This is a genomic window from Streptomyces sp. NPDC000345 (assembly GCF_042898825.1).
Taxonomy (GTDB): Bacteria; Actinomycetota; Actinomycetes; order Streptomycetales; family Streptomycetaceae; genus Streptomyces.
This window is the reverse complement of sequence record NZ_JBIAZE010000001.1, coordinates 715972-742648: the sequence shown is the minus strand read 5'-3', so window position 1 is coordinate 742648 and position 26677 is coordinate 715972. Positions and strand designations below refer to the sequence as shown.

Here is a 26677-nt window from a genome sequence, read left to right as displayed (position 1 = left end):
ACTGCCACAAAAAGGGCGATGACACGCGGTCGAGTCACGGAACCTGCCTCGGGCAGCGGGGGAGAGGTCGGAGGGGCAGTCACGTTCTTCGGGCCCCTCCTGCATACGCCGCACTCCGGTGATATCGAGCGCGACTCGCGGGGGTCCTGACGACGGACGGCGGCCGGACAGCCGCCTCGGCGTGTCACTGGAAGCCCGGCATATATCCGTGTTTGGCTGATCGCTCGCCACTATGACTATGAGCGGAAAGCGGTGATGGGTGGCGACGGCTGTCATCAGTTCCGCCCCATAACCTGACGGCCGCGGAGTCCATTCCTTGCCCAGAACGAAGGTTCGGTGACTCAGTGCTGGAAACCGTGAGAGACACGATCAGCCACCATCTCGCTCGGGCCGCAGCACGAACACCCGACGAAACAGCGTTCACTTTCGTGGACTTCGGCAGCGACCGCGACGGCGTCCCGTCCCGTCTGACATGGCGCCGGCTGGAGACGCGGGTACGCACCCTCGCGGCGGCGCTGCGCCACCAGGGCGCGGCAGGCGAGCGCGTGGCCGTCGTGGGACCGCAGAACCTGGACTACGTCGTCGGCTTCCTCGCGGCCACGTGCGCCGGCGCGCTCGCCGTGCCCCTCTTCCCCCCGGACCTGCCCGGCCACGCGGAGAAGCTCGCCGCCGTCCTCGCCGACGCCGATCCGGTGCTCGCCCTCACCAGCGCCGACGCGCAGCAGGCCGCGGAGAAGTTCTGCGCCAACCAGGACGGCCTGCGTCTGCGCGTGGTCACCGAGCAGGACCTGGTCTCGGGGCCCGCGCCCGGGGACGTACCGACCGGTGCGGGGACGTTTCATCCCCGACCCGAGGACTGCGCCTATCTGCAGTACACCTCGGGCTCCACCCGTGTGCCCTCCGGTGTGGAGATCACCCACGCCAACGTCTGCGCCAACGCGCGCCAGGCGCTGGAGGCCTACGACATCCGCGCCGGGCGCAACTGCACTGTCGGCTGGCTGCCGCTCTACCACGACATGGGGCTCGTTCTGGCGATCGTGCTGCCCGTGGTGGGCCACGTCCACTCCGTGCTGATGGATCCACTGGCCTTCGTCCAACAGCCCGTCAGATGGCTGAGGTTGCTGACCCGGCATCCGGGAGCGCTCACCGCCGCCCCCAACTTCGCCTACGACTACTGCGTGCGCCGCGTCACCGAGGAGGAGCGCGGCGAACTGGCGCTGGGACCGGTCGCCGCCATGGTCAACGGCAGCGAACCCATCGCCGAGCAGACGCTCCGCCGGTTCCAGCAGGCGTTCGCCCCGGCCGGCGCGGTCCCCACCGCCATGCGCCCGTCCTACGGGCTGGCCGAGGCGACCGTCTTCGTCTCCGCCTCACCGGCGGGGGAGGAACCGACCGTCACCTGCTTCGACCGTGACGCGCTGGCGGCCGGCACCGCCCGGGTGGCAGACGCCCCCGACGGGCGGGCGGTGACCCGCCTGGTCGGCTGCGGACGGCCCACCCGCCAGGAGGCCGCCATCGTCGACCCGGCCACCCACGTCCGTCTGGAGGACGGGCACGTCGGCGAGATCTGGCTTCGCGGCCCCAACATCGGGCGCGGGTACTGGGGACGCCCCGAACAGAGCGACGCCACCTTCCGCGCCACCCTCCACGGCGACGATCCGGCCGACGCCACCGGGCACTGGCTGCGCACCGGCGATCTGGGACTGCGTCACGACGGCCAGCTCTACATCACCGGCCGCATCAAGGACCTCGTGATCATCGACGGCACCAACCACTATCCGCAGGACATCGAGCAGACCGTCGAGAGCGCCCACCCGGCCGTCCGGCGCCATCACACCGCGGCGTTCTCCGTCCTCACCGACGACGGGGAACGCCTGGTCGTCGTCGCCGAGCACGCCCGTGATCTCGCGGCGCCGCACAGCGTCCTGGAGGAGGCGACCCGGGCCGTCCGCGCCGCGGTCTCCACCGCTCACGCCGTCGCCGTCCACGACTTCGTCCTGGCCGGGCCCGGCACCGTACCGCACACCACCAGTGGCAAGGTCGCCCGTGGCGCCTGCCGTGAGCGCTACCTCCAGGGCGCCTGGAGTTCCGACACGCGAGCACAGACGGAGGCCGGCACCGCATGAAGCGACCAGGCGGACACCAGGAGCCGGCCGAGGACGCCCGGACCACCGGCTCCACCAGGGACAGGGATTCCGGATCGGGCGTCACCGAACTGCGGAACGCGCTGGTGCGGCTGGTCTCGGACATCAGTGGCATCTCCCCGGAACAACTCGACGACGCCCGCCCGCTGGCGGAGTACGGCCTCACCTCCCGCGACGCCGTCGGACTGACCGGTGAGCTGGAGAAGATGCTCGACCGGTCGCTGTCCGCCACGTTGCTGTGGGAGCACCCCACCATCGGCCAGCTGGTCAGCACCCTGGCGGCCGCCGACGACACCGGCACCGCGGAAGCGGACGAGCAGCCCCGTACGGCCGGCGCAGCGGCGGCCGGCGCTCCCGACGACGACGGCGCCGTCGCCATCGTCGGCATCGGATGCCGGCTGCCCGGCAACGTCCACGGGCCGGACGCGTTCTGGGAGCGGCTGCTGGCGGGAACGGACGCGGTCGGCCAGGTGCCCGAAGCGCGCTGGACGAACTTCGCCGGCACGGCGCCCGACGTCACCGCGCTGATGGAGTCCACCACGCGGTGGGGCGCCTTCCTCGACGACATCGAGGGATTCGACGCGAGGTTCTTCGGCGTCACGCCCCACGAGGCCGAGGTCATGGATCCCCAGCAGCGGCTGGTGCTCGAAGTCGGCTGCGAGGCGCTGGACCACGCGGGAGTACCCGCCCACGCCCTCCAGGCCACCTCCACCGGCGTGTTCGTGGGCCTGAGCGCCCTCGAGTACGGGCATCTGACCACCTCGGACCCCACCCGCCTGACACCGTGGACGAGCACCGGCGCCGCCGGCAGCATCGTCGCCAACCGCGTGTCCTACCTGCTCGACCTCCGCGGCCCCAGCATCACCACCGACTCGGCCTGCTCGTCGTCCCTCGTGGCCGTGCACCTGGCCTGCCGCAGCCTGCGCAGCCGGGAGTGCGACACGGCGCTGGCCGCGGGGGTGAACGTGCTGCTGTCCCCGGCGGTCACCGCCTCGTTCGAACAGGCCGGGGCGCTGGCCGCGGACGGCAGGTGCAAGCCGTTCGACGCCGCCGCGGACGGCATCACCCGCGGTGAGGGCTGCGGCGTCGTCGTGCTCAAGCGGCTCGCCGACGCCCGGCGCGACGGCGACCGGATCATCGCCGTCATCCGGGGCACAGCCGTGAACCAGGACGGCCGGTCGGCGGGCCTGATGGCTCCCAACCCGACGGCGCAGGAGGCGCTGTTGCGCGCGGCGCTGCGGGACGCGCGGATCGACGCCGCCGACGTCGACTACGTCGAGGCGCACGGCACGGGCACCCTGCTGGGCGACCCCATCGAGGCGTCGGCCCTCGGCGCGGTCGTCGGACGTGACAGACGGCCCGACCGGCCGCTGCTGATCGGATCGGTCAAGAGCAACCTGGGCCACCTGGAGGGCGCGGCCGGCATCATCGGCCTGATCAAGACCGCGCTGGCCCTGCACCACGGCCGTATCCCGCCCAGCCTGCACTTCCACACCCCCAATCCGCACATCGACTTCACCGAGCTGGGCCTGCGCGTGGTCACCGAACCGACCGCGTGGCCCGCCCCCGACGACCGCCCCGGCCGCGCCGGTGTGTCCGCCTTCGGGTTCGGCGGTACGAACGCCCACGCCGTCCTGGAGCAGGCGCCGCCCACCGTTCCCGGGCCCGCGCGGGACGCGCGGGACGACGACGAAGCGGGAGTGCCCCCGCACATCCTGGTGGTGTCCGCCCGTTCCCCGGACCGGCTGCCCGACGTGGCCGTGAGCCTGTCGCGGTGGCTGGCCGCCGACGGCGCTCCCGCCCTCACCGACGCCGCCCACACGCTCGCCGCGCACCGCCGTGGCCCGTCCTGCGCCGCGGTCGTCGCGCGGACCCGCCCCGAGGCGGTCGCCAAGCTCGCCGCGCTGGCCCGGGGTGAGACCGTGCCCGGCGTGGTCCCCCCGTGCGCCGACGCCCGGGCGGAGCAGCCGTCCACGGCGCGCCGGCCGGTCTTCGTCTTCTCCGGATACGGCTCGCAGTGGGAGGGCATGGGGCGTCGCCTGCTGACCGAGGACGCCCTCTTCGCCGCCCAGGTGTCCGCGCTCGACCCGGCCTTCCGCGCGGAGACCGGCTCCTCGCTGACCGACCTGCTCACCTCCGGTTCCGGCCGGACCGTGGACCGGGCCCAGCCGCTGCTCTTCGGACTCCAGCTGGCCCTGGCGCGGACCGTGCAGGCGTACGGCGTGGAACCCGCCGCCGTCATCGGTCACTCGATGGGCGAGGTCACGGCCGCCGTGGTCGCCGGCGCTCTCGACGCCGACGACGCAGTCCGTGTCATCGTCCGCCGCTCGGCCCGCCTCGCCACCATCGACGCCGAACAGGCCGGGGCGATGGCCGCGATCGAGCTGCCCGCGGAGTCCCGCACGGACGTCCTCGGCCGCTACCCCGGGGTCGAGGTCGCCGTCCACTCCTCGCCCCAGCGCTGCACGGTGGCCGGGCCCGCCCAGGCGGTGCGCGATCTGGTGGACGAGCTGACCGAGCAGGGACATCTCGCCCGGCTCCTGGAGGTCGGCGGAGCCGGTCACTCGGCCGCCGTCGATCCCATCCTCACGCCCCTGCGCGACGACCTCGCCGGCCTGCGCCCGCGCATCCCCACCACGCCCTGGTACAGCACGGCCCTCGACGACGCCCGCACGGAACCGGGCGCGGACGCGGACTACTGGTGCGCCAACGTCCGCCGCCCGGTGCGCCTGCAGCACGCGGTGGCCGCGGCCGTCGAGGACGGGCACACCCTGTTCCTGGAGATCTCGCCCCACCCCATCGCCGTCGTCCCGCTCACCGAGACCCTCGACGCGACCCCTGGCGGCGACCAGGCCCTGGTCGTCCCGACCCTGCACAAGAACGCCGACGACACCGTCGACGTACGCGCCGCCCTGGCCAGGCTGCACTTCGCCGGTGTCACGATGACCGGCGACCTGTGGCCCGCCGGTGCGCGGACCCCGCTGCCCACCCCCGCCTGGCGGCACGAACGGTTCTGGTTCCCCCGGCCCGCCCCCTCGGCCGACGCCGCGGGCCACCCCCTGCTGGGCGTGCGCACCGACGACCCGAGGACCGGCGCCGCGCTGTGGCAGGGCGACGTCGGCATCCGCCGGCACGGCCCCCGGGGCACGGTCCACGACCGAGCGGTGCTGACCCTGGCCGAGGCCGCGGAACTGATGATCGAGGCCGGCCTGGACCTGTGGGCCCGCGAGGGCATCACCCACCTCGGCATCGAGGACCTGCGGATTCACCAGTGGCTCGCCCTCTCCAGCAGCACCCCCCTGACCGTGGTGTGGGAACCGGCCTCCCGCACCCACGGCTCCCTGTCCCTGCACGCCCGCGACACCGGCGCGGCCTGGCGCTGCTACGCCTCGGCCCGTATCACCAGCGATCCCGACCCCCTGGGCGGGCACCACCCCGACGCGGAGCCGGCACCGGCCCTCGTCCGGCACTTCGCGCCCGAGGAACTCCAGCGCCCGCACCGGCCGTCCTACGCCCACCTGCTGACCGCCCTGCTGGAAGCACCCGGCGCCGCCCACACGCCGCCGGGCGCCGACCGCGCGGGCCGGGCCACGGAGCACACCGTCCCGGTCGCCGTGCGCTCCCTGCACATCAAGGGGCCGGGCATCTTCGACACCGGCTACGACATCCACTGCGCGCCCGCCGACGGGGCCGACGCGGCGGACGCCGAAGGCGGGCGGTGGCATGTCAGCGCCCAGGGCGCCACGAGCGGCATCGTGGCCCGGTTCGTGCAGATGCGTCCCATCGAGCGGCACGAAGTGCCCCGGCCGCTGGAGTCGTGCGCCTACGACATCCGGTGGGAGAAGTCCACCGCCCCGCTGCCGCCGGGCCGCCTGCACCGTGCCCTCCTCGTCAGCGACGAGCCGGACCCCGCCGACGGCACCACGGCCGCACTCGCGTCGGCACTGGAAGCCTGCGGTGTCGAGGTCACGCCCGCCGGTGCCGGGGAGGACGCCTGCGACGCCGCGCTCGACGCCTGGCTGGACACCCCGCGGGACGGCCCCAGCGCCGTCGTCCTGTTCCTCCCGCAGCAGGACCGCGACGACGACATGCGGCCCCTGCGCACGGCGGCACGGCTGGCCCGCCGCCTGGCCGACGCCACCGGCCGGCAACCACCGCGCCTGTGGATGGCCACCGTGCTGGCGCAGGCCACGGCACCCGGCGAACCCGGCACGCCGCACCTGGCCTGCCTGCGGGGACTGGTCCGGGTCCTGGCCCTCGAACACCCCCAGCTGCGGGCCTCGCTGGTGGACGTCGACAAACAGCCCGGCGCGCTCGACGACCTCGTCCAGGAACTGCTCGCGAGCGGCGACGCCGACGAGATCGCCTGGCGGACCGGAACCCGGCTCACCGCCCGCCTCGCCCGCGCCGACCTCACCTCACAGCGCGACGAGCAGGTGGCGTTCGCCCGTCCCGACGGCGCCTACGTCATCACCGGTGGCCTGACCGGACTCGGCCTGGCGACAGCGGGCCGGCTCGCCGAACAGGGCGCCGGCCGCATCGTGCTCAACGGCCGCCGGGCCCCCGGGGCCGAGGCCCTGGCCGTGCTGGACGAGTTGCGGGCCCGGGGAACCTCCGTCGAGGTGGTCCAGGGGGACATCGCGGAACCGGAGGTCGCCCCGAGCCTGGTGCGGGCCGCCCTCGCCGAGGGCCACACCCTGCGCGGCGTCGCGCACTGCGCCGGTGTCCTGCACGACCGCATGATCACGGACCTCGAACCGGCGGACGTCGACACGGTGCTGCGGCCGAAGACCGTCGGGGCCCGCCACCTGGAGGCGGCCATCGCCGGGCACGACCTGGACTGGTGGGTGATCTACAGCTCCGCCGCCGCCCTCCTCGGCTCACCGGGACAGTCCGCGTACGCGGCCGCCAACGCCTGGCTCGACGCCGTGGCCCACCACCGCAGAGCCGCGGGCCTGCCCGCCACCTCCCTCGCCTGGGGCCCCTGGGAGAACATCGGGGCGGAGGCCGCCAACCCGGCGCTGGCCCTGGAGCCCATCCGGCTGGGCGAGGGAATGGACGCCCTGCAGGCTCTCGTCACCCTCAACCGCACCCACGTCGGCGTCGTCCACCTCGACACGGAGCGCGTGCTGGCGGCGTTCCCCGGCCTGTCGGCGATCCCCTTCTTCACCGACGTGCTGGAGGACGGCGCGGTCGGCGGCGACGACTGGGCCGGCCCCGCCGGCATCACGGCCCTCGGCGGCTCCGCCCCGGACGCGGTGTACGCCCGCCTGGTCAGGAGGACGGCCGCCATCATGGGGTTCGGCACCCACGAACTCAGCGAGACGACCGCGCTGACCGAACTGGGACTGGACTCCCTGATGGCGGTGCGGATCCGCAACTCGGTCCGCCAGGACTTCGGCGTCGACCTCGCCGCCCCCCGCCTGCTGCGCGGCGCCAGTCTGCGCGAACTCGGCCGGGCGGTGCTGGAACAGCTCGGACTCGACTCCGCGGAACCCACGGCTGCCTCCGCACCCGCGAGGGACGACACGCCGGCGGCCCGGCGGTCCGCCCCCGCGCTGCCCAGCTCCCTGGGGGCCAGGGACGCCGCGGAACGGCTGGTCGCGAGCGCCTGGGCGGAGGTCCTGCCCGAGGGGCCCAAGGACATCCGTGAGGACTTCACCACCGCCGGCGGGGACCGGCGTGCCGCCGCGGCCATGGCGGACGTCATCCACCGGCGCCTGGGCAACGACACCCAGCTGAGCCTCACGGCCGACGCCGTCCTCGCCCACCGCACCGTCGCGGCCATCGCCGAACTGATCCGGCCGGTGGTGAACCGGACCGGCCCGTCCGCCGTCACCACCCTGCGCCCCGCGGGCACGGGGTCACCGCGGCCCCCGCTGTTCACCTTCCACCCCGCCGGCGGGCCGACCTCGGTCTATCTGCCCCTGACGGGCCTGCTGCCGGAAGGGCAGCCGGTGTACGGGATGGAGCGGATCGACGAGCTGAGCACGATGGAGGAGAAGGCGGCCCACTACCGCACGCTCATCCGGGACATCCAGCCGGAAGGGCCCTACCACCTGCTCGGCTGGTCCTTCGGAGGCTGTCTCGCCTACGAGGTGGCCCGCCAGCTGACCCAGGAGGGGCAGGGCATCGGATACCTCGGGCTGATCGACACCATCCTGCCCGCCGCCCTGCAGCAGCGGGAGTCACCGGAGTTCCTGCTCGAACGCTTCGGCCGTTTCGCCGAGTACATCGAGAAGACGTACGGTCACCGCCTCGACCTGCCCTACGAGGAGCTGGCGGCCACCCCGGACGACCAGCAGATCGACGTCATCATGCGGCTCGTCGCCGACGCCGGCCTCGACATGAGCCCGGGGATCATGGAGCACCAGCGGACCTCGTACGTCGATGCCCGCGTCGGCGAGCGGTACGCTCCGCGTCCTTACGACGGGCATGTGGTGCTCTACCGCGCCCAGCAGCCGCAGAAGCTCACCACCGCGCTGGATCCGCGCTACCTGCGCCAGGACGCCGACCTCGGCTGGGCGCCCCTGTGCCCGTCCCTGGAGATCGTCCCCGTGGGCGGCGACCATCTGTCGGTGATCGACCCGCCCCACGTGCAGACCATCGCGCGGCACCTCATCCGCGCCCTGGGGTGGCCGGCCGAGTGATCGGCGCACCGCGCCTGTTCCGCGGGGCTCACCTGCGGAACAGGCGCAAGCGCTCCTCACCGATGCGGGCCCGCGCCTGCGGGTCGGTGACGCCGAGGCCCGGGCGCGGAGCCAGACACAGCACCCCGACCTTGCCGATGTGCTCGTTGGCCTGGACGGTCCGGGTGGCCGCCCCGACCTCCGCCAGCGGATACGTCGTCGACAGCGCGGGAACCACGCCGCCCAGCGCGATGAGCCGGTTGACCTCGCACTGCTCGTGCAGGTTCGCGCCGTGGCTGCCGATGATCCGCTTCAGCCGCATCCACAGGTACCGGTTGTCGTAGGTGTGCTCGTAGCCGGTGCTGGAGCCGCAGGTGACGACCGTCCCGCCGCGCCTGGCCAGGAACACGGACGCCGCGAAGGTCTTCCTGCCGACGTGCTCGAACACGATGTGGGGGTCGTCGCCGACCGCCTCGCGGATCGCCCTGCCCATCCGCTTCCAGCCCTCGGGCCGCTCCAGGAGCGTGTCGTCCCCGCCGAGCACCTCCTGGCGGTTGATGACGGCCTCGCAGCCCAGCGACCTGAGCAGGCGCGCCTTCTCGTCGGAATTCACCACGCCGACCGGGATACCGCCGCCGTTGCGCACCAGTTGGACGGCGTAGGAGCCCAGCCCGCCGGTCGCGCCCCAGACGAGCACGATGTCGCCCTGCTTCATCCGCGCCCCGCGGTCGCTGACCAGCATGCGGTAGGCCGTACTGGCGCACAGCGGGTTGACGGCCGCTTCCTCCCAGGTCAGCGCGGGAGGCTTCGGCATCAGCTGACTCGCCCGGACGACGGCGTAGTGAGCCAGGCCGCCGAAGTTCGTCTCGAACCCCCAGGCCTTCTGCCCGAGGCCGAGCATGCCGTCGCGGTGGGTGTCGGGATCCTGCTCGTCGACGTAGGCCGGCGAGATCGAGACGTGGTCACCGACCTTCCATTTCCGTACGGACGATCCCGTGCGGACGACGACGCCCGCGGCGTCGGACCCCACGATGTGGTACGGCAGATCGTGCCGCGCCTCCCATCCCCCGGCCTGTCCCATGGCCTTGAGGAACTGGAAGGTGGGCAGCGGCTCGAACATGGCCGTCCAGACCGTGTTGTAGTTGATCGCGCTCGCCATCACGGCGATCAGAGCCTCGTCCGGGGCGAGTTCCGGCATGGGAACGTCCCCGACGCTCAGGGACTTGCGTACGTCCTTGTCCTCGACGCCCTCGAACATGTTGACGTCGGCGGCGCGCACACAGGCCGCCGGGAAGTGGTCCGGGAGAGGGAGGGATTCGAGGGCCGCTGCGTCCGCACCCGCGATGACCGCTTCGGACAGGGGCGATGTCATTTCGGCTCCAATCTCGCTGACGTCTTGCGTCTGTTCCACGAGAACCGCTGACCTGCCGCCCCGCAACCGTGGCTGTGCCGTATGGGCGATTGCCCTGCCGGCGCCCGGTGAACGGTGTGTCCGCTGGTGATGACCAGCATATTTCCGACATGCTCTGGCGAGCTTATTCCCTCCTGAGGAGTTCCGCAGCCCATGAAATTCTTCGTGGTGTGCCTCGGGCTCGTCGCCGCATTGTTCTCCACCGAGGCGAATGCGGCTGAGCTGAGGCCGGACGGCACGCCTGGGCCTGCTGGTGCAGGCGCTCGTATCACTGCCGTGAAAAAGATCGACGACCGCGTGCGCGACCTCACGGTCAGTTCACCGGCCATGGGGAGGTCCATCCCCGTCCGCGTCATTCTCCCCGAGAGCTGGAGAAGGGAACCGCACGCCACCTACCCCGTTCTGTACATGCTCCACGGCGGTGACGACGACTACACGTCGTGGACACGAGAGACGGACGTGGAAAAGCTGTCGCAGAACTCCGACGTGCTCATCGTCATGCCCGACGCCGGAAAAGCCGGTTACTACAGCGACTGGTTCGACGGTACGCACCGCTGGGAGACATTCCACACCAGCGAACTCGTACGGCTCATGGAGAAGAAATACCGGGCCGGCTCCTCACGAGCCGTCGTGGGACTTTCCATGGGCGGATTCGGCGCACTCAATTACTCGGCACACCACCGCGGACTGTTCCGGTACGCGGCGGCGATGAGTTCCTACGTGGATCTCAACGACCCCGGTGTGCGTCTGGCCATCGGACTCGGCTCCGGGCGGGACGGCGTCGACGTCAAGAAGGTCTGGGGCGACCCGGTGCGGAACTTCCGCGTCTGGCAGGCCCACAACCCCGCCGCCATGCCGGGTGCCTTCCGCGGGACGCACGTCCATCTGTCCGTGGGCAACAGCGTGCCCGGACCGCTGGACCGGGGCCGCCCGATGGATGTGCTGCTGGCGAGCGTCCTGGGCGAGGCGGCCCTGCCGAAGCAGACCGTGAGATTCGCGTCGTCGCTCCGTGCGGCGGGCGTCGACGTCTCGACGCATCTGTACGCGCCGGGGACGCATTCCTGGCCGTACTGGCAGAAGGAACTGCACCGCATCTGGCCCGTGGTCATGACGTCGCTCGGACAGCGCGCGCACACCGGTGCCGGGCACGGCGGCTGAGCGGAAACGAGCGCGGAGAGGAGAGGCGTCGGCATGGGGCGGACCGTGGTGATCTTCGCCGCCGGATCCCGGGGTGACGTCCAGCCCTGCCTGGCGCTGGGCCGGGCCCTGACCCGTGGGGGCGACACGGTCAGGGTCCTCGCCAGCGGGCGCTACCGGCCGCTTGTCGCCGGGGCGGGACTGGACTTCCACGCCCTCCCCGCCGACCCGGCGGAGATCATCGAGTCCGCCGAGGGCCAGGAGCTCCTCGCCGGCCGCAGCAACCCGGTGGCCTTCGTCCGCCGGATCGACCGGGTCCTGCGTCCGCACATGATGCCGATCCTCGACGAGACGCGGGCCGGCGCCCGGGGAGCCGACCTGGTGCTGGCACCCACCTTCAGCTTCCTCGGCGTTCACCTGAGCGAGTACCTCCACGTCCCGCACGCCGTCGTCCACTTCCAGCCGAGCCAGCCCACCAGGGCCTTCCCGCACCCGTTCGCACCGGCCGCCCGGAGGCTGGGCTCGTTGGGCAACCGGTTCAGTTTCGACGCGGTCGACCTCGGGTCCTGGTTCGTGTGCCGGAAGTACGTCAACGTGTGGCGCCGCAAGAGCCTCGGCCTCCCGGAGCTGTCCCTGGCGGCCCCTTTCCGGCAGGCCCGGCGGGCCCCCGTGCTCTGCGCGTTCAGCCCGGCGGTCGTGCCGAGGCCGCCCGACTGGGGGCCGAACGTCCATGTGACCGGCTTCTGGCACCACGACCAGCCCGAGTGGGAGCCGCCACGGCACCTGCTCGACTTCCTCGCCGACGGGCCCCCGCCCGTCTACATCGGATTCGGCAGCATGCGCACCGGCGACCCCGCGGCGACCGACACCCTCCTGCGGACGGCCCTGCGGCGCGCGAAACTGCGCGGGGTGCTGGCCGGGGATCCCGCCACCAGCGAGGACGACATCCTGGTGGTCGGCGACACGCCTCACGACTGGCTGTTCCCGAGGATGGCCGCCGTCGTGCACCACGGCGGGGCCGGCACGACGGCCTCGGCCCTGCGGGCCGGAAAGCCCTCGCTGGTCTGCCCGTTCTTCGGCGACCAGGCCTACTGGGCCGCACGGGTGCGCGGGCTCGGCGCCGGGCCCGCACCGCTGCCGGTCCGTGATCTCGCCGTCCCCGAACTCACCCGGCGCCTGCGCGCCCTCACCCGGCACACGCCCTACGCCGACGCCGCGCGCCGGATCGGCCGGGTGCTGCGGGCCGAGAACGGCACCGCCCGCGCCTGCCAGGTCCTGAACCGGTACGGGGCCCGCACCGGTTGATCAGGAAGCCCTCGAACGGCCCCGCTGCCTCGACCAGAGCCACTTCTGGGTCAGGAGTGTCAGGGTGCCGGCCAGCATGATGCCCAGCAGGTTCAGGAGCAGTTGCTCCGAGGAGCGCAGGGTCTGGTTGGTGTCCCCGTAGATCAGGGCGACGGCCGCGTTGGCGGCGGCCGGGACCGTGGTCACCGAGATGGCCACGCCGACCAGGGCGCCCGACTTCGAGGACGTGAGCGAGAGCGTGCCGGCGGCTCCCGCCAGGAGGGCCACGACGAAGGAGAACCAGTCCGGGGCGTAGATGAACCCGGTGTTGGGGCGGTCGGCCTCCAGCTGCCCCTCGGTGAACAGACCCACGGCGTCCATGAAGAGGCTGAACCCGGCCGTCGCCAGCATCGCCACGGCGAAGCCCACCAGCAGGGCGACCAGGGAACGCAGCGCCAGCCGCGGGGCGCGCTGCACGATCGCCGTGCAGACACCGGCCAGGGGGCCGAACTCCGGGCCGACGGCCATCGCGCCCACGATCAGGATCGCGTTGTCGAGGACCACACCGCAGGCCGCGATCATCGTGGCCAACGTGATGAAGGACAAGTAGGTGACGGAGAGCGTCGACTCCTCGTGGGTGGCGTCGGTGAGGTGCTCCCACAGGACCGCGTCCGCGCCCTCGCCCGGTGCCTCCGCCTCCGCGTGGTCGGCGCGCCGGGAGAGGGACAGGTCGATGTTCTCGACGGCGATCGATCCGCTCTCGTCCAGGCCCAGCGCCTGCAGCCCGGAGAGGAGTTCGTCGCCGGCCTCGCGGGCCACGTCGCACAGGACGACGTCCCCCGCGGGGTTGCGGGCGGCGCCCTCCATCACCACCAGGTGGGTGGTGCCGACGGTCTTGTCGATCAGGCGGACCACGTCGTCGGTCCTGTCCGACGGTGTGATCAGGCGCAGATGCAGCATGGGGGCAGGGTAGCCGTCAGAGTTTGCGCAGTCTCAGGCGCTGCACCTTGTGGTCGGGGCCCTTGCGCAGGACCAGGGCGGCCCGGCCGCGGGTGGGGGCGATGTTCTCGACGAGGTTGGGCTTGTTGATGGTGCGCCAGAGGGTGCGGGCGTAGTCGAGGGCCTCCTCCTCGGAGACCTGGGTGTACTTCCTGAAGTACGAGTCCGGGTTCTGGAAGGCGGTCTGGCGCAGTTTCCTGAAGCGGCTGAGGTACCAGCGCTCGATGTCCTCGACGCTCGCGTCGACGTACACGCTGAAGTCGAAGTAGTCGGCGAGGCCGACGCGGGTGCGGCCGTCCTTGCCGGGGAGTGCCGGCTGGAGGACGTTCAGGCCCTCGACGATGAGGATGTCGGGGCGGCGGACCGTGAGCTTCCGGTCGGGGACGATGTCGTAGATCAGGTGCGAGTAGACGGGGGCGGTGACCTCGTCCTTGCCCGCCTTGATGTCGGCCACGAAGCGGGTCAGGGCCCGGCGGTCGTAGGACTCGGGGAAACCCTTGCGTGACATCAGGCCGCGGGCCTCCAGCTCCCTGGTGGGCAGGAGGAAGCCGTCGGTGGTCACCAGTTCCACCCGGGGGTGTTCGGGCCAGCGCGAGAGCAGGGCCTGCAGCAGACGGGCGACGGTCGACTTGCCCACGGCCACGGAACCGGCGACTCCTATGACGAACGGGGTGCCGGACTGGGAGCCCCGTTCGCCGAGGAAGGTGTTCAGCGCACCTCTCAGGCCGTCCGTGGCGCCCACGTAGAGATTGAGCAGCCGGGACAGCGGGAGGTAGATGTCCCGCACCTCGTCCAGGTCGATGACGTCACCGAGGCCGCGCAGCTTCTCGACCTCCTCGGCGGTGAGCGGCAGCGGCGTCTTGTCGCGCAGCGCGCTCCACTCGCGACGGGTGAGGTCGACGAAGGGAGTCGCCTCCGGCCTGGGCCGGTGGGCGCTCCGGGGCATCGGGGAGACCGGTGAGATCACAGTCCATTGTTAACGGAGTTTGAACGGGGTGGCGGGGTGGGGTGCGTCACGCCGGGCGGCGGTGCCGCGCCCCTCCGAGGGCCTGACCAGCCCGGATGTCCCTTTTGTGTCGCAGGCCGGGTGCTGCGGCCCCGGTCCCGGGGGTGCCCCTGTGGCAGGGGGCACCCTCAGCGCGTCCTCCCCGTCAGTCGACTTCGCCGTACTCCATGGGGAAGTCCGGGGGCCAGGGCTGGGAGAAGTCGAACAGGGACGGGTCCTCGAACTCGCGGTCCGCCTCGCGCCACGAGGGGTTGCCGGAGACGACGAAGCTGTCCCCGTCCGGTTCGATCATCCAGGTGAAGCACGCATCGTCCGCGGGGAGGTCATGACGCTCCTTCAGCACCGCGAACTCCGCCTCCGACGCCCTGCGGACGTGGATCCCCTTCTCATAAATGGGCTTGAGCAGCATGAGTTCCACATGCCCGAAGTACACCTCGACGCGGGTGTCCGTGTTGTCGACGGCGGTGGCGTCGCTGCGCAGCAGCAGTTGCCGGTGTGACGCCGAGAAGCTGACCACCCGGAACAGACGTCCCTCTCGTACGAAATCTGGCATTCTCCGTGCTCTTCCTGTCCTCGGGGTCTTCGGGTCACTGGGCCCGGTCCGGCCGCGGCCGGCGGGGTGAGGCCCTGTCCGGCGGTGCTGGCCGCGACGGTCCGTGCTGGGCCTCGGTCACTGTGCAGATCCACCCGCAGGCGAACCCCTGACGCACGCACGGCAACGGCGGCGAACACCCCCAGTGTCCGCCGCCGTTGCCGTCAACTACTGCCGTCAAGCCCCTCAGAAGCCTCGACGGGACGCACCTGATTGGGCTTCCGATTTGCTGGAGCGTTGGGAAAATCGCGGGCGGATGCCCATGCCCGCGAAAGATCGCTGCAACAAAGGATGCCACCTCATTTCAAATCTGGGCCTCTATCAAGAAATTCGGCGGCGGCTACGACCGCCTCCGTCAACGTGCCAGCGTCGAAAGACGAACCAGATACTGAAGTATCTTCGACGCGATAGCGGCCGGCATCCAGAGGCTTGATGTGAATCTCGCGCGATCCCTGCACTCCAAGATTCGTACTGAGCCGCAAAGTCCCATGACTCAGATTCGGGAACAGTCGACGGAAGCGATACTCGCCGTGAGCGGCCTCTACAAGAGGTCGCTCCTCTTCGAATATCTTCGAGTTCAGGAGCCAGTCCCACTGGGCCGGGACCGGATCACCCGCCTCCCGCGCCTTGGCGAGTCGCGTCAGCGTCATGAAAGGAAAGTTCTCTGCGAACTCGCCTACCGACATCCCATCACGCCACGCCACCGACCCGGCAACCAGATCAGCGAGATCATCGGTGGCACCTTCCGCCCAGACGAACCGGCCCTCTTGGATACCGACGAAGAATGTTCTTGTGGACTCGCCGAGCCACACCAAGACCTTTCCACGACTTGAATCCACCTGCGCGGTGGAGATCACGCCCGACCCAACCTCGGATTGACTGCGCACTCCGGCCAAATCGAGGCCGACCTCATCTGCCGCTTCGGCCATGGCCGAAGATAGCGAGCCAGCATTTTGAATCTCCGGATAGAGATCGAAGTTGATCATTCCCATCAGTGCTACACCGTCCACAAGCTCAATCTATGTAGGGGCGAATTCTGCCGAACGAACCCCAGTCAGGCTCCGGCACTGAGAATTCAACGAGAGAACCGCCCTTGCCCGGCCGGTAGAACTTTATACTGTCCCACGAACGTCCACCATGAACCACAGACCTTGCAATCATGCCCATCTCGACATCTGTGGCATATGGGTGCCCCGGGGTAAGCCCGTCCCTCGCAGCGTCAACGAAAGACCCAACTCCCTTCATGTTTACGTGAAGGATGTTTCTGGTATCCCTGATCGCCGCCTCTACCGGCCCTTGCCAGCCTTCCAGTTTCCCGAAATGCTTGTAGCCCAGTTTTTCGGCCCACTCGTAAGTGCCTTCAGCCTTCTGGCCCAGCGCAACGTTGCAATTGTGAACGAGTACTGGAGTCTGTCCAGCCAGCACATAGTACGTGTGCAGGTCGTCGACGGTGAGGTCGTAGACCGTACGCGGGGTCAGGCCCGAGCGGTCGTGCAGCGCGGTCACCGAGCGGACGGAGCCGTCCGGGGTGCGCAGGCGGTCGCCGACGCGCAGGTCGGAGACCAGCGTCCATCCGCGGTCCACCACGTAGAACTTGTGGCCGACGGTGCTGGCAAGCCTCTCCCCGTCGGCGACGGTGATGTCCACCAGCCGTCGGGTGTCGTGCTTGAAGGTGCCGATGACCTGCCGGGTCCGCATCTGGCCGGTAGCCGGATCCGTGGCCTTGACGAGGTCCCCCACGCCCACCTGGCTGACGGGCCGGCGTGAGCCGTCCGCCATCAGCACCTGGGTGGTCCCGGGGAAGCTGTTCGCCCGGCAGGCGGTGTACAGGTCTTCGTAGGCGTTGATGGTGTTGTTGAGCTTGGCGAGGGTCCCGGGGTCCAGGTTGAGGGCCTTGAGGGCCTTGAACGCATCACGGACCCCGACGCCGGTCTTCATGGCGGCGTCGAGAGCCCGGATCCCTTCGAAGACCTTTCCCAACGCCTTACCCGGGATGAAGTTGCTCAGTGCCCAGGCGCAGCCGCTGGCGCTGCCGTGCCAGCAGTCGACGAAGTCCTGGACCAGGACTGCCTTGATGAGCTGGTAGGTGAGGGTCTGCTGGATGAGTTCCAGCTTGGAGAAGTAGCGGGTGACGTCCTTCTTCAGCCCTGGGATGCGCTTGCTCTCGATGAGCAGCGTGTCCTGCGACGGGCAGCCGTCGGCGCTGGCCGCGGTGTCGGGATTAATACAGAGGAAGAAGTCGACCGTCGCGGTGAAGGTGACCGTGAACGTGGTGGTGCAGCCTTCGAAGCCGACCGTGATCTCACAGGGTTCGTGCTGCTTGGCGTCAGTGATCTCGATGCTGTCCTCGTCGACCACGTACCACGTGCCGCCGACTCCGGTTCCCGCGCCGGTCGAGACCTGCTTGTTCGCTGCGTTACGCGCTGCTTCCTCAGCTGCCTGCTCTGCCTCCTTGGCATACTTCACTGCGTCCTTGGCCGCTTGTTCGGCTTCGGTGGCTGCGGCGTCGGCGCGTTCGGCTGCTGCGCGGGCGTCCTTTGCGGCCTGTTCGGCTTCCGCGGCGGCCGCGTGGGCGGCTTCGGCGTCCAGGGCTGCCTGGTCGGCGCTGGCGCGGGCCTCCTTGGCGTATCCCTCGGCGCGGCCCGCAGCCTTGTCGGCGGCGGCTGCGTCCTCGGTGGCCTGGCGGTCGTACTCGACCGTGCGGGCAAGGGAGGCTGACGCCTTCGACGCCGCTGCCGCGGCCCCGGCCGCGTAGCCGAGGGCCTCCTTGGCGTAGCCGCGGGCCTCGGCAGCGTGTGCGGCGGCGTCCGCGGCGTACTGGTACGCGATCTTCGCGTCGCCCTTCGCCTGTTCGGCGAGGTTCTTGGCCGCGTCGGCCTCCGCCTGCGCGTTCTTGGCGTGGGCGTCCGCTACGGCCTTCTGCTGGTCGGCGATCGACTTCGACGCCTGGCCCGTCAGCACCACCAAACTCGCAGCCGAGTCGGTGTCGACGTACGGCGAGCCGAGCTGAATCGCGTCGTTGGCCGGCTTGGCGACCTGCGCCGCCGCCTTCCCGGCGTCGACGGCGGCCTGGGCGGTGACGTGGGCGAAGCCGGCGGCCTTCGCTGCCGCCGCCGTGGCCTTGGCGGCCTCCGCCTTCGCGCCGTCCGCCTCGGATCTGGCGGTCTTGGCGTGCGCCTTCGCCGCATCGGCCAGCTCGACCGCGGTCTTGGCCTCGGACGAGGCGTGCTCGGACGCCTTGATGGCATCCGCCACGGCACTGGTCGCGGTCCTCACCGCGGCGTCGGCCTTCAGCTTCGCGGCCTGGGCGGCATCGGCGTCGGAGCGGGCGCGCTTGGCGGCCGCTTCGGCCCGGGTGGCCGCGGCGTCCGCCGCTTCGGCCGCCTTCGTGGCGGCGTCGGCCTCGGAACGGGCCCGGCCGGCGGCCGCTTCGGCGTCGTCCGCGTGCTTGTCCGCCTCCCCGGCGGCGGCACGGGCGGCCTGGGCCGCGTCGCCTGATTCCAGAGAGTCGGCGTAGGCCTCCTTGGCATCCGCCTTGGCGCGGGCGGCGTCGGCCTTCTGTTCGGCGTCCCAGGCGTCGTCGCGTTTGGCCTTGGCGTCGTCGCGGGCCTTGACCGCGTCATCGCGCCTGCTCTCGGCGGTCTTCTCGGCCGCTTCGGCTTTTTCCTTGGCGTCCTTGGCGTTCGCCGCCTCGGCTTGGGCGTTCTGCTTGTGCTGATTGGCCTCGGCCTGCTTGGCGGCGGCGTTCTGCTTCTCCGCCTGGGCCGTCTTCTCCTCGGCCTCGGCCGCGAGCCGCTTGGCGTGAGCGTCGGCGGCAGCCGCCTTCGCGTCGGCTTCCGCCTTCACCGCGACGGCCAGCTTGGCCTCGGCGGTCTCCTTGTCCTTCTTGGCGTTGTCCCGGTGCAGCCTGGCCGCGTCCGCCGCGGCCTTCGCCTGCAGCTCGGCCTGGTGCGCGGCCTCCTTGCGGAACTCGGCTTTCGACTGCGCGGCCTGGGCCAGCGCCCGCTGTGTGATCGTCGCGCTGTCCCCGCCGGAGGCGCGGGTGGCGGCCTCGGCGGTTTCAGCCGCCTTCACCAGAGCCTGCAGACCGGCCACAGCACCCTTGGTGACCTGGGCCTTCTGCTGGCCGACCAGCAGACCCCGGCCACGCGGGGCACCGTTGGCGTCCGCGATCCTGTAGGCGGCCTGCTCAGCGGTGTCGCTCGCGGCGGCGGCCTTCTGGGCGACCGCCAACTGCGCCTTCACGGCCGCCAACTGCTTCGCCGCCTGCGTCCGAGCGGCCGCGGCACCCGCCTTGGCCTTGTCGAACTGGGCCTTGTCCGGATAGCTCAGGCTGTCAGCGCCCTGGTGGCCCTTGGGGACGATGCGGAACTTCTGCGGGTTGGTGCCGTTGCACGTCCACAGCCACGAGTCCTGGCCGTTGTCGAAGGTGTGCAGATCAAGACACTTGCCCGTGACCACGTTGCGCAGCTCGCCCGACGCCCGCACGTCGAACTCCCACGCCGAGGCCTTGGCGTCGTCGCACGACCAGATCTGGATCTTCGTGCCGTTGGCAGAGTTGCCGTTCTGCACGTCCAGGCACTTGTTGGAACCGAGGTTGGAGAGGGCATAGCCGTTGCTGGTGCCGTAGAGCTGCCACTGCTGCGCCGCGCTGTTGTTGCAGGTGTAGAGCTGCACAGGGGTGCCGTTGGTCTTCTTGCCGCCGGCGACGTCGAGACACTTGCCCTGGGCCGCTTCGATCTGGATCACCATCGGTGAATCACCGATCCAGCCAAGGCCGCCGGGAGACCAGTGGTCCTGCCAGCGCGCCAGGTGATCGGCGATCCACGACTGGCCGAGCAGATCGGCCATCGACTCCGCGCCCTTGGCCAGCGCTGCCGTGGCGTCCCGGTTGGCGCTGAGGATCTGGTTGCGCTGGGCGGCCTGTGAGGTGATTTCCTGCTGCCACTCCTGCGCGGCGATGTCCTCCACACCACGCAGGGCCTTGTCCGGGTCGATCGGGTCCCGCCAGGCGCAGGACGCGAAGCGGGTCTTCATGTCCTCGACGGCGATGCGGTACTCGGGCGTGCCCGGCTCGGGGGCGGTGCGGGGGAAGCCACCGGAGGCCAGGAAGATGCGGTCGTCATCCGCACCCTTGCCGTGGAAGCTGTCGAACAACGCCTCGAAAGCCCGCGCCTCTTGGTACTGCCGCTGCCGTTCCTCGGACGTGAGGGACGGGTCGTAGGGCTTGTCGCCGTAGAGCGGAGTGCCGAGATCCTTGACGGCCTTGACGGTCTTGTCGTCGGCCTCAGGAGTCGGGTCGTAGAAGTTGAACTTCTGGTTCCAGTCGGGAAGGCCGCCGGCCCACTTGCCCAGACCGGTCTGGTCGTAGAAGTCCTCGCCGTTGTGCACGCCGGGGACCCAGTGGAAGGTGGTCTCGTTGAATCCTCCCGGGGTCTCCAGCCCGTCGAGGGGCTTCTCCCACGCATCCCTACGGGCGTGCAGGCGCTCCCAGGTGGCCTTCCAGTCGGCCCTGTCCTTTTCGTGCTCGCGACGCAGTGGTCCGTCGAACGAGCCGTCCAGGGTGGCCAGCTCGCGCAGCTTCTGCGGTGTCTGGTTGAGGGCGTCCTGGGCGAAGCCGTACATGCGCGGGGCACCAAGGCGTACGGCGTCGGCCATCAGGCACTGGTCGAACCGCAGCTGTTCGTCCGCCGTGGTCTCGAACCAGTCGTCCGGCTGGTCGCTGGACCGGGCCGTGGCGTCACCCGCGAGCTGCGCCGCGAGATCGGGCTGTACGGCGAGCGTGGCCAGCATGGCGACCGCGCTCGACTGAAGAATGATGCGGGCGAAGAGCCCATGTCTTCCCGGCCTTCTGGTCAGGAAGCCCCGTGGTCTGGAACGCAAGAGCGTGTCCCTTTCATCGCAAGGAACCGACCGGGAGCCTGCGGATGGAGGCTCAGGCGGCGTCGTGAACTGGCGAGTTGGCCGTGCTCGGTGTCAGGAACACCAGGAGCAGGTCGGCGTGGGACGCGCGGATTGCAGGTACTGCGGCACAGAAGGTCCCTCCCCCGTAGCGACACCGTTCCCCCGGTCGCTGAATGACGCGCGCGATGGACGGATTGGTCATGATCCGGTCATGCGCGGGCGCAACCATAGGCATACGCCGACAGGTCGGGACAAGGGGCGGCTACCGGGTCGGACGGGGTTGGCATGAAACGTCCTACCGACCGCAGGTTCCGGAGCGCGCGATTCCCTCACATGGTGGGCAAATCTGTGAGGTGACTGTGTGTGAATCGTGTAAGTGTGGTGATCGGTGCCGACCAAAGATGGCCGATTTTCGACGGTCCCGCCTGGCTGCCCATCCCCGTACGCGCACCCGCTGGGAATTTCCGAATTCGGGCACGTGGAGGCGTGTTCGGGCGGCTTTTCGCGCCTAGGCTGCCGCGCATGTGCGGAATCGTGGGATACGTGGGGTCTCAGTCGGCGCTCGAGGTCGTGATGGCCGGGCTGAAGCGGCTGGAGTACCGGGGATACGACTCGGCCGGTGTCGCCGTGCTCGCCGACGGCGGGCTGGCCGCCGCCAAGAGGGCCGGCAAGCTCGTCAACCTGGAGAAGGAGCTCGGGGCGCGGCCGCTGCCGACCGGGACGACGGGGATCGGGCACACGCGGTGGGCCACGCACGGCGGGCCGACGGACGCCAATGCGCATCCGCATCTCGACAACGCGGGGCGGGTCGCCGTCGTGCACAACGGGATCATCGAGAACTTCGCCGCGCTGCGGGCCGAGTTGGAGGAGCGGGGCCATGAGCTGGCCTCCGAGACCGACACCGAGGTCGTGGCCCATCTGCTCGCCGAGGAGTTCTCCGCCACCGCCGACCTCGCCGAGGCCATGCGGCTGGTGTGCCGGCGGCTGGAGGGCGCGTTCACGCTGGTCGCGGTGCATGCCGACGAGCCGGACGTCGTCGTCGGGGCGCGGCGGAACTCGCCGCTCGTGGTGGGCGTCGGGGAGGGCGAGGCCTTTCTCGCCTCGGACGTCGCCGCGTTCATCGCCCACACCCGGTCGGCGATCGAGCTGGGGCAGGACCAGGTCGTCGAGCTGCGGCGGGACGGCGTGACGGTGACGGGTTTCGACGGGCGTCCGGGGGACGTCCGGTCGTATCACGTCGACTGGGACGTGTCGGCGGCGGAGAAGGGCGGCCACGACTACTTCATGCTCAAGGAGATCGCCGAGCAGCCGAAGGCGGTCGCCGACACGCTCCTCGGGCGGATCGACGCCTCCGGCTCGCTGACCCTCGACGAGGTGCGGATCAGCGACTCCGAGCTGCGGGAGGTGGACAAGGTCGTCATCGTCGCGTGCGGTACGGCCTTCCACGCCGGCCTCATCGCCAAGTACGCCATCGAGCACTGGACGCGCATCCCGTGCGAGGTCGAACTGGCCAGCGAGTTCCGGTACCGGGACCCGATCCTCGACGCGCGCTCGCTCGTCATCGCCATCTCCCAGTCGGGCGAGACCATGGACACGCTCATGGCGCTGCGGCACGCCCGTGAGCAGGGGTCCAGGGTGCTGGCCATCTGCAACACCAACGGGTCGACCATCCCCAGGGAGTCGGACGCGGTGCTGTACACGCATGCCGGGCCCGAGGTGGCCGTCGCCTCCACCAAGGCGTTCCTGACGCAGCTGGTCGCCTGCTATCTGGTGGCCCTGTACCTGGGGCAGGTGCGGGGCACCAAGTGGGCCGACGAGATCCGGGCCGTCATCCGCGACCTCGCGCGGATCTCCGGTGCGGTCGAGGAGGTGCTCGGGACCATGGAGCCGGTACGGGAGCTGGCGCGCTCCCTCGCCGGCAAGGACACCGTGCTGTTCCTCGGCAGGCACGTCGGGTATCCGGTCGCGCTGGAGGGAGCCCTGAAGCTGAAGGAGCTCGCCTACATGCACGCCGAGGGCTTCGCGGCCGGTGAGCTCAAGCACGGGCCGATCGCCCTGATCGAGGAGGACCTGCCGGTGGTCGTGGTCGTTCCCTCGCCGCGCGGCCGGTCCGTCCTCCACGACAAGATCGTCTCCAACATCCAGGAGATCCGGGCCCGCGGTGCGCGGACCATCGTGATCGCGGAGGAGGGCGACGAGGCGGTCGTCCCGTACGCCGACCATCTCGTACGGATCCCGGCGACGCCCACGCTGCTGCAGCCGCTGGTGGCGACCGTGCCGTTGCAGGTCTTCGCCTGCGAGCTGGCCACCGCCCGCGGTAACGAGGTGGACCAGCCGCGGAACCTAGCGAAGTCCGTGACGGTCGAGTAGGCCCGTCAGGAAGGCGTCGAAAGCCTCGGCCGGGAAGGTGAGCGTCGCCCTGGCCGGGGCTTTCGTGTCGCGTACGGCGGTGTGGGTGGGGGTGGTGGCGATCTCCACGCAGTCGTTGCCGTCGCCGCCGCCTGAGTAGGACGACTTCCGCCAGTTGTCCATGGGGTGCCTCACAACTCTTTCGCCAGCTTGTGGATGAACTCGCGCGACTGTTCGGGGCTGAGTGACGCGGCCTCTACCCTACGGAAGCCTGTTCGGCAGGTGATGAGCTGAGCTTCCGAGTCGAGGAGGACCGTGCCGAGAGGTGTGTCCCGTACGACCGTGTCCAGCTTGGGTACGGCACCGCCGACGCCCTCCACATCCCCAACGTCCCCCGAGCCGTCACCGTTTCCCGTCGCACGCTCCGCCTGATCCTCCCCCTCCATGACCTCACCGCCTTCGTCGACACCGCCGAACTCCTCACGGCCGAGCTGGTCTCCAATGCCGTACGGCATCAGAAGGGGCTCGCTGTCCTGAGGGTGCGGTGGTCCGGCGATGTGCTGCAGATCGGGGCCTGGGACGCGGACCCGGAGCCGCCCGAACCACCCGCCAGGTGCGAGGAGTTGGACGAGGAGGCCGAGAGTGGGTGCGGGCTCGCGATCGTCCAGGCCTGCTCCGACCTCTGGCACTGGCAGCCCATGTCCAGATGCGGCAGCCGGGGAAAGTACGTCTGGTGCGAGCTGGGTGCGACGGCGTGAACGTTTCCCCGCTACTCGAAAGGGTGAACGCTCTCGGATCACCCGGTCAGCCGACCCTCCGCTCCACCTAGGTTGCGCACATGGTCACATCCACCCATGAGGGGTCCCACCGGATCTTCCAGGACCATCCGGAGGTCCTCGGCCCCGTCTTCGAGGTGTTGGGTCTTCCGCCGCCCGTGAAGGCGGACATCGAAGCGATCACTCCTGACGCGACGGAGATCAAACCCCTGGAACGCCGTGTCGACACGGTGCTGAGGGTCGAGCCGTCCGACGGACAGGGCTTCCTGCTCGCCATCGAGGCCCAGACCAGGAAGGCTCCCGACAAGGGCGTCAACTGGGCCTAACTACGTGAGCTATCTGCACGCGAAGTTCGACCTGCCGGTACTGCTCGTCGTCATCTGCCGCAACCGCCCCACCGCCGCCTGGGCCGCCGGGCCCTTCGAGTGCCGCGTCGGCCCCTGGAAGACCCAGGTGACCAGTCCCTTCGTACTGGGGCCGGACACCGTCGCGCGGATCACCGACGAGTCGGAGGTCGCGCGTCAGCCGGCGCTGGCGACGCTCAGTGCCATCGTGCACAGCGAAAGCCAGGACATCGCGGCCATACTGGACTGCTGGCCCGCGGAATGCGGACGTTCGACAAAGCCACGGCGACGTACTGGTCGGAACTGCTGGAAGTCGGTCTGGAGAACACTCCGGCCCGCGAAACGTGGAGGGAACTGGAGAAGATGGTCGTCACGTTCTTCCCGGGCAGGGGCACTGTCTTCGAGGAGGCCTACCTGGACGGTCAGGCCAAGGGTCTAGCCGAGGGGCGAGCCAAGGGTCTAGCCGAGGGTGTCCTGCGGATCCTGGAGGTGCGCGGGCTTCCCGTCTCCGGCGAGGTGCGCGAGCGTATCGCCACCTGTTCCGACCTCGCCCTCCTCGACGACTGGCTCGTTCGGGCCGGCACGGTCGAGCACGTGGAGGAACTCTTCACCGGCGAGGACGGCGAGAGGTCCGACCCGGAGTGAGCGCGGGGGTCGCGGGACGCGGCCCCCATGCCCGTCGGACCCTCGGTCAGCCGTGGTAGTTGATGTAGCCGTTGCCGTCCGCGTCGTTCGCGCGCTTGGTGTAGGAGTGGACGTCGGCGCGCGCCCCGGTCGGCTTGACCAGGTAGATGGTGTCCTTGTCGTTGTTCCAGATGAAGTTGCAGTTCTGGCGGTAGACGACGTTGCCCGCGTCGGAGTCGGTGCCGCGTCCGCCGCGCAGCTTGACGTAGTCGCCGGGCTCGAGCTTGTGGTTGGTGGGGAACGTGAACCTGTTGCCCGCGGCGTCCTTCACGACGTAGCCCTTGAGGTTCACCGTCGTGGTGCGGGAGTAGTTCTTGATCGTCAGGTACTCGTCCTTGGTGTTGCCGCCCGAACACCGGTTGGAGTCGCTGCCCGGGGCGTCGTACTGGACGCCCTTGACCTTCAGCGCGGACGTGTACTCGGTGGCCTGGGCCGGACCGGCGGCCGACACGGCGAGCAGGCCGGCGGCGGCGGACGCGGTGGCCGCGGACAGGGCGCGACGCATGGATATGCGCATGAGGAATCCCCCCTCAGTGGTGCGATTGGAGCGCCTGGAGCATATCTGAGGTGATGACGGCGTGTTCATCATGTGTCCATGTTGTGAAGAGCGTTGGGGGTGGGGTCGGGTGGGCCGCCGTTCACGCAGGCGCTGAGGTGGGTCGCCGCGGTGAGCATGGCGAGGCCCCGCGAGGTCAGCCGTCGCTGCCACTCGTCCAGTGCCTCGGCCAGTGGCCCCGTGCCGCCGGCCGTGCGGATCCGCCGCACCACGGTGGCGATGTGGTCCAGCGGATAGCCGCCGCGTCGGAGCAGATGGGCGAGTTCGGCGTCACGGATGTCCGCCGGGTGGTACAGCCGGTGACCGGTGGCCGGGTCCCGTGCCGGGGTGAGGATCCCGGCGGCTTCCCAGTTGCGCAGGGTCGCCGGGGTGACACCGAGCCGGTGGGCGAGTTCACCGATGGTCCGTGTGCCGTCGGCCGACGGGGCCGGGGCGGCCCCGGGCTCCGCCGTCAGATGATCCACCGCCCTCCTCACCGCGTCGAGGGTGGCCCGGTCGCGGAGCAACTGGTGGTGGCCGCGGTCGACGACCGTCAGGGCGTCGTCGAGGGCGCCCCGGTGGACCGCGTTCATGATCTCGCCGGCGGCCGAATGGCCGTAGGCCGGGACGAGGGCGAGGAACGCGCGGAGCGCGGCCGCGTGCGCCTCGGTGTAGATCCGGTAGCCGCTGTCGGTCCGCCCGGCGGGCGGGATGAACCCGTCCCGCTCGTAGTTGCGGACCGCCTGGGTCGAGATGCCGTGCTCGCACGCGAGGTCGGCAGGGCGCATGGTGGCTCACTCCGGTTTGAGACTTCCCGGCCGGGACGGGCAGGTCACGGCTTCGGACGGCTGCACAAGTTTCCACCGGCTTTTCAAAGTTACGC

17 protein-coding genes and 1 pseudogene are annotated in these 26677 nt (G+C 70.4%); 8 read left to right on the top strand and 10 right to left on the bottom strand.

Translation table 11 applies throughout. From position 1 onward, the window contains the following. Window positions 1-344: 344 nt before the first annotated feature. Together ACFY30_RS03375 and ACFY30_RS03370 are read left to right on the top strand one after the other, a co-directional pair. Window positions 345-2126, top strand: a complete 1782-nt coding sequence (locus tag ACFY30_RS03375) for a fatty acyl-AMP ligase (RefSeq protein WP_390843479.1) — start codon at window positions 345-347, stop codon at window positions 2124-2126. Continuing rightward, a complete protein-coding gene (locus ACFY30_RS03370) occupies window positions 2123-8794 on the top strand; it encodes an SDR family NAD(P)-dependent oxidoreductase (protein ID WP_390843478.1) in 6672 nt (2223 codons plus the stop codon). The genes ACFY30_RS03375 and ACFY30_RS03370 overlap by 4 nt, the downstream gene beginning before the upstream one ends. Before the next feature lie 28 nt (window positions 8795-8822). Here ACFY30_RS03370 and ccrA read toward each other — a convergent pair whose 3' ends face one another. Continuing rightward, window positions 8823-10145, bottom strand: a complete 1323-nt coding sequence (gene ccrA, locus ACFY30_RS03365) for a crotonyl-CoA carboxylase/reductase (RefSeq protein ID WP_390843477.1) — start codon at window positions 10143-10145, stop codon at window positions 8823-8825. A gap of 315 nt (window positions 10146-10460) precedes the next feature. Between ccrA and ACFY30_RS03360 the strand changes: the two genes are divergently transcribed. Continuing rightward, window positions 10461-11342 (top strand): alpha/beta hydrolase, encoded by an 882-nt coding sequence (locus tag ACFY30_RS03360; RefSeq protein WP_390843476.1) that lies wholly within the window; start codon window positions 10461-10463, stop codon window positions 11340-11342. Window positions 11343-11375: 33 nt separating this feature from the next. Beyond that, window positions 11376-12626: a glycosyltransferase gene (locus tag ACFY30_RS03355; protein ID WP_390843475.1), complete on the top strand. Its 1251-nt coding sequence runs from the start codon at window positions 11376-11378 to the stop codon at window positions 12624-12626. Here the strand turns inward: ACFY30_RS03355 and ACFY30_RS03350 are convergent, their stop codons facing one another. The 5 genes from ACFY30_RS03350 to ACFY30_RS03330 form a co-directional block, all read right to left on the bottom strand. Further along, window positions 12627-13565: a DUF389 domain-containing protein gene (locus ACFY30_RS03350; RefSeq protein WP_390843474.1), complete on the bottom strand. Its 939-nt coding sequence runs from the start codon at window positions 13563-13565 to the stop codon at window positions 12627-12629. 16 nt (window positions 13566-13581) lie between these two features. Then, the gene (gene coaA, locus ACFY30_RS03345; RefSeq protein ID WP_390843688.1) at window positions 13582-14550 is read right to left on the bottom strand and encodes a type I pantothenate kinase; all 969 of its coding nucleotides are present in this window, start codon (window positions 14548-14550) and stop codon (window positions 13582-13584) included. Window positions 14551-14755: 205 nt separating this feature from the next. Further along, window positions 14756-15163 carry a hypothetical protein gene (locus tag ACFY30_RS03340; RefSeq protein WP_390843473.1) on the bottom strand — a complete coding sequence of 136 codons (408 nt, stop codon included), beginning with the start codon at window positions 15161-15163 and terminating at the stop codon, window positions 14756-14758. Between the two features lie 338 nt (window positions 15164-15501). Further along, window positions 15502-16212 carry a DUF6193 family natural product biosynthesis protein gene (locus ACFY30_RS03335; RefSeq protein WP_390843472.1) on the bottom strand — a complete coding sequence of 237 codons (711 nt, stop codon included), beginning with the start codon at window positions 16210-16212 and terminating at the stop codon, window positions 15502-15504. A 4-nt stretch (window positions 16213-16216) separates the two neighbouring features. After that, complete coding sequence (locus tag ACFY30_RS03330; RefSeq protein ID WP_390843471.1) at window positions 16217-20860, bottom strand: ricin-type beta-trefoil lectin domain protein; 4644 nt, start codon at window positions 20858-20860, stop codon at window positions 16217-16219. Window positions 20861-21628: 768 nt separating this feature from the next. Between ACFY30_RS03330 and glmS the strand changes: the two genes are divergently transcribed. Beyond that, window positions 21629-23476, top strand: a complete 1848-nt coding sequence (glmS, locus tag ACFY30_RS03325) for a glutamine--fructose-6-phosphate transaminase (isomerizing) (RefSeq protein ID WP_390843470.1) — start codon at window positions 21629-21631, stop codon at window positions 23474-23476. Here glmS and ACFY30_RS03320 read toward each other — a convergent pair. Both ACFY30_RS03320 and ACFY30_RS03315 read right to left on the bottom strand, forming a co-directional pair. Continuing rightward, a complete protein-coding gene (locus ACFY30_RS03320; RefSeq protein ID WP_390843469.1) occupies window positions 23450-23638 on the bottom strand; it encodes a DUF397 domain-containing protein in 189 nt (62 codons plus the stop codon). The two genes, glmS and ACFY30_RS03320, sit on opposite strands and share 27 nt — an antisense overlap. 8 nt (window positions 23639-23646) lie before the next feature. After that, a pseudogene (locus ACFY30_RS03315) lies at window positions 23647-23823 on the bottom strand (Scr1 family TA system antitoxin-like transcriptional regulator); the annotation flags it as partial. Window positions 23824-23835: 12 nt separating this feature from the next. Here ACFY30_RS03315 and ACFY30_RS03310 point away from each other — a divergent pair. The 3 genes from ACFY30_RS03310 (at window position 23836) to ACFY30_RS03300 (ending at window position 25220) form a co-directional block, all read left to right on the top strand. Beyond that, entirely contained in the window at window positions 23836-24213 is a 378-nt protein-coding gene (locus ACFY30_RS03310; RefSeq protein ID WP_390843687.1) for an ATP-binding protein, read from the top strand. Window positions 24214-24293: 80 nt separating this feature from the next. Then, window positions 24294-24557 (top strand): hypothetical protein, encoded by a 264-nt coding sequence (locus ACFY30_RS03305; RefSeq protein ID WP_390843468.1) that lies wholly within the window; start codon window positions 24294-24296, stop codon window positions 24555-24557. Window positions 24558-24836: 279 nt separating this feature from the next. Then, complete coding sequence (locus tag ACFY30_RS03300) at window positions 24837-25220, top strand: hypothetical protein (protein ID WP_390843467.1); 384 nt, start codon at window positions 24837-24839, stop codon at window positions 25218-25220. A gap of 46 nt (window positions 25221-25266) precedes the next feature. Here ACFY30_RS03300 and ACFY30_RS03295 read toward each other — a convergent pair whose 3' ends face one another. Both ACFY30_RS03295 and ACFY30_RS03290 read right to left on the bottom strand, forming a co-directional pair. Beyond that, the gene (locus ACFY30_RS03295) at window positions 25267-25776 is read right to left on the bottom strand and encodes a lamin tail domain-containing protein (protein WP_390843466.1); all 510 of its coding nucleotides are present in this window, start codon (window positions 25774-25776) and stop codon (window positions 25267-25269) included. A 68-nt stretch (window positions 25777-25844) separates the two neighbouring features. Further along, window positions 25845-26582, bottom strand: a complete 738-nt coding sequence (locus tag ACFY30_RS03290; RefSeq protein WP_390843465.1) for a TioE family transcriptional regulator — start codon at window positions 26580-26582, stop codon at window positions 25845-25847. Window positions 26583-26677 lie beyond the last annotated feature (95 nt).

What these genes read in the sequence shown, in the direction of transcription:
- glmS (WP_390843470.1), top strand. Translation starts at nt 21,629, where the DNA reads ATGTGCGGAATCGTGGGATACGTGGGGTCTCAGTCGGCGCTCGAGGTC.
- ACFY30_RS03295 (WP_390843466.1), bottom strand. Translation starts at nt 25,776, where the DNA reads ATGCGCATATCCATGCGTCGCGCCCTGTCCGCGGCCACCGCGTCCGCC.
- ACFY30_RS03340 (WP_390843473.1), bottom strand. Translation starts at nt 15,163, where the DNA reads ATGCCAGATTTCGTACGAGAGGGACGTCTGTTCCGGGTGGTCAGCTTC.
- ACFY30_RS03300 (WP_390843467.1), top strand. Translation starts at nt 24,837, where the DNA reads ATGCGGACGTTCGACAAAGCCACGGCGACGTACTGGTCGGAACTGCTG.
- ACFY30_RS03350 (WP_390843474.1), bottom strand. Translation starts at nt 13,565, where the DNA reads ATGCTGCATCTGCGCCTGATCACACCGTCGGACAGGACCGACGACGTG.
- ACFY30_RS03320 (WP_390843469.1), bottom strand. Translation starts at nt 23,638, where the DNA reads ATGGACAACTGGCGGAAGTCGTCCTACTCAGGCGGCGGCGACGGCAAC.
- ACFY30_RS03355 (WP_390843475.1), top strand. Translation starts at nt 11,376, where the DNA reads ATGGGGCGGACCGTGGTGATCTTCGCCGCCGGATCCCGGGGTGACGTC.
- ACFY30_RS03370 (WP_390843478.1), top strand. Translation starts at nt 2,123, where the DNA reads ATGAAGCGACCAGGCGGACACCAGGAGCCGGCCGAGGACGCCCGGACC.
- ACFY30_RS03290 (WP_390843465.1), bottom strand. Translation starts at nt 26,582, where the DNA reads ATGCGCCCTGCCGACCTCGCGTGCGAGCACGGCATCTCGACCCAGGCG.
- ACFY30_RS03330 (WP_390843471.1), bottom strand. Translation starts at nt 20,860, where the DNA reads ATGGCCGACGCCGTACGCCTTGGTGCCCCGCGCATGTACGGCTTCGCC.
- coaA (WP_390843688.1), bottom strand. Translation starts at nt 14,550, where the DNA reads ATGCCCCGGAGCGCCCACCGGCCCAGGCCGGAGGCGACTCCCTTCGTC.
- ACFY30_RS03305 (WP_390843468.1), top strand. Translation starts at nt 24,294, where the DNA reads ATGGTCACATCCACCCATGAGGGGTCCCACCGGATCTTCCAGGACCAT.
- ccrA (WP_390843477.1), bottom strand. Translation starts at nt 10,145, where the DNA reads ATGACATCGCCCCTGTCCGAAGCGGTCATCGCGGGTGCGGACGCAGCG.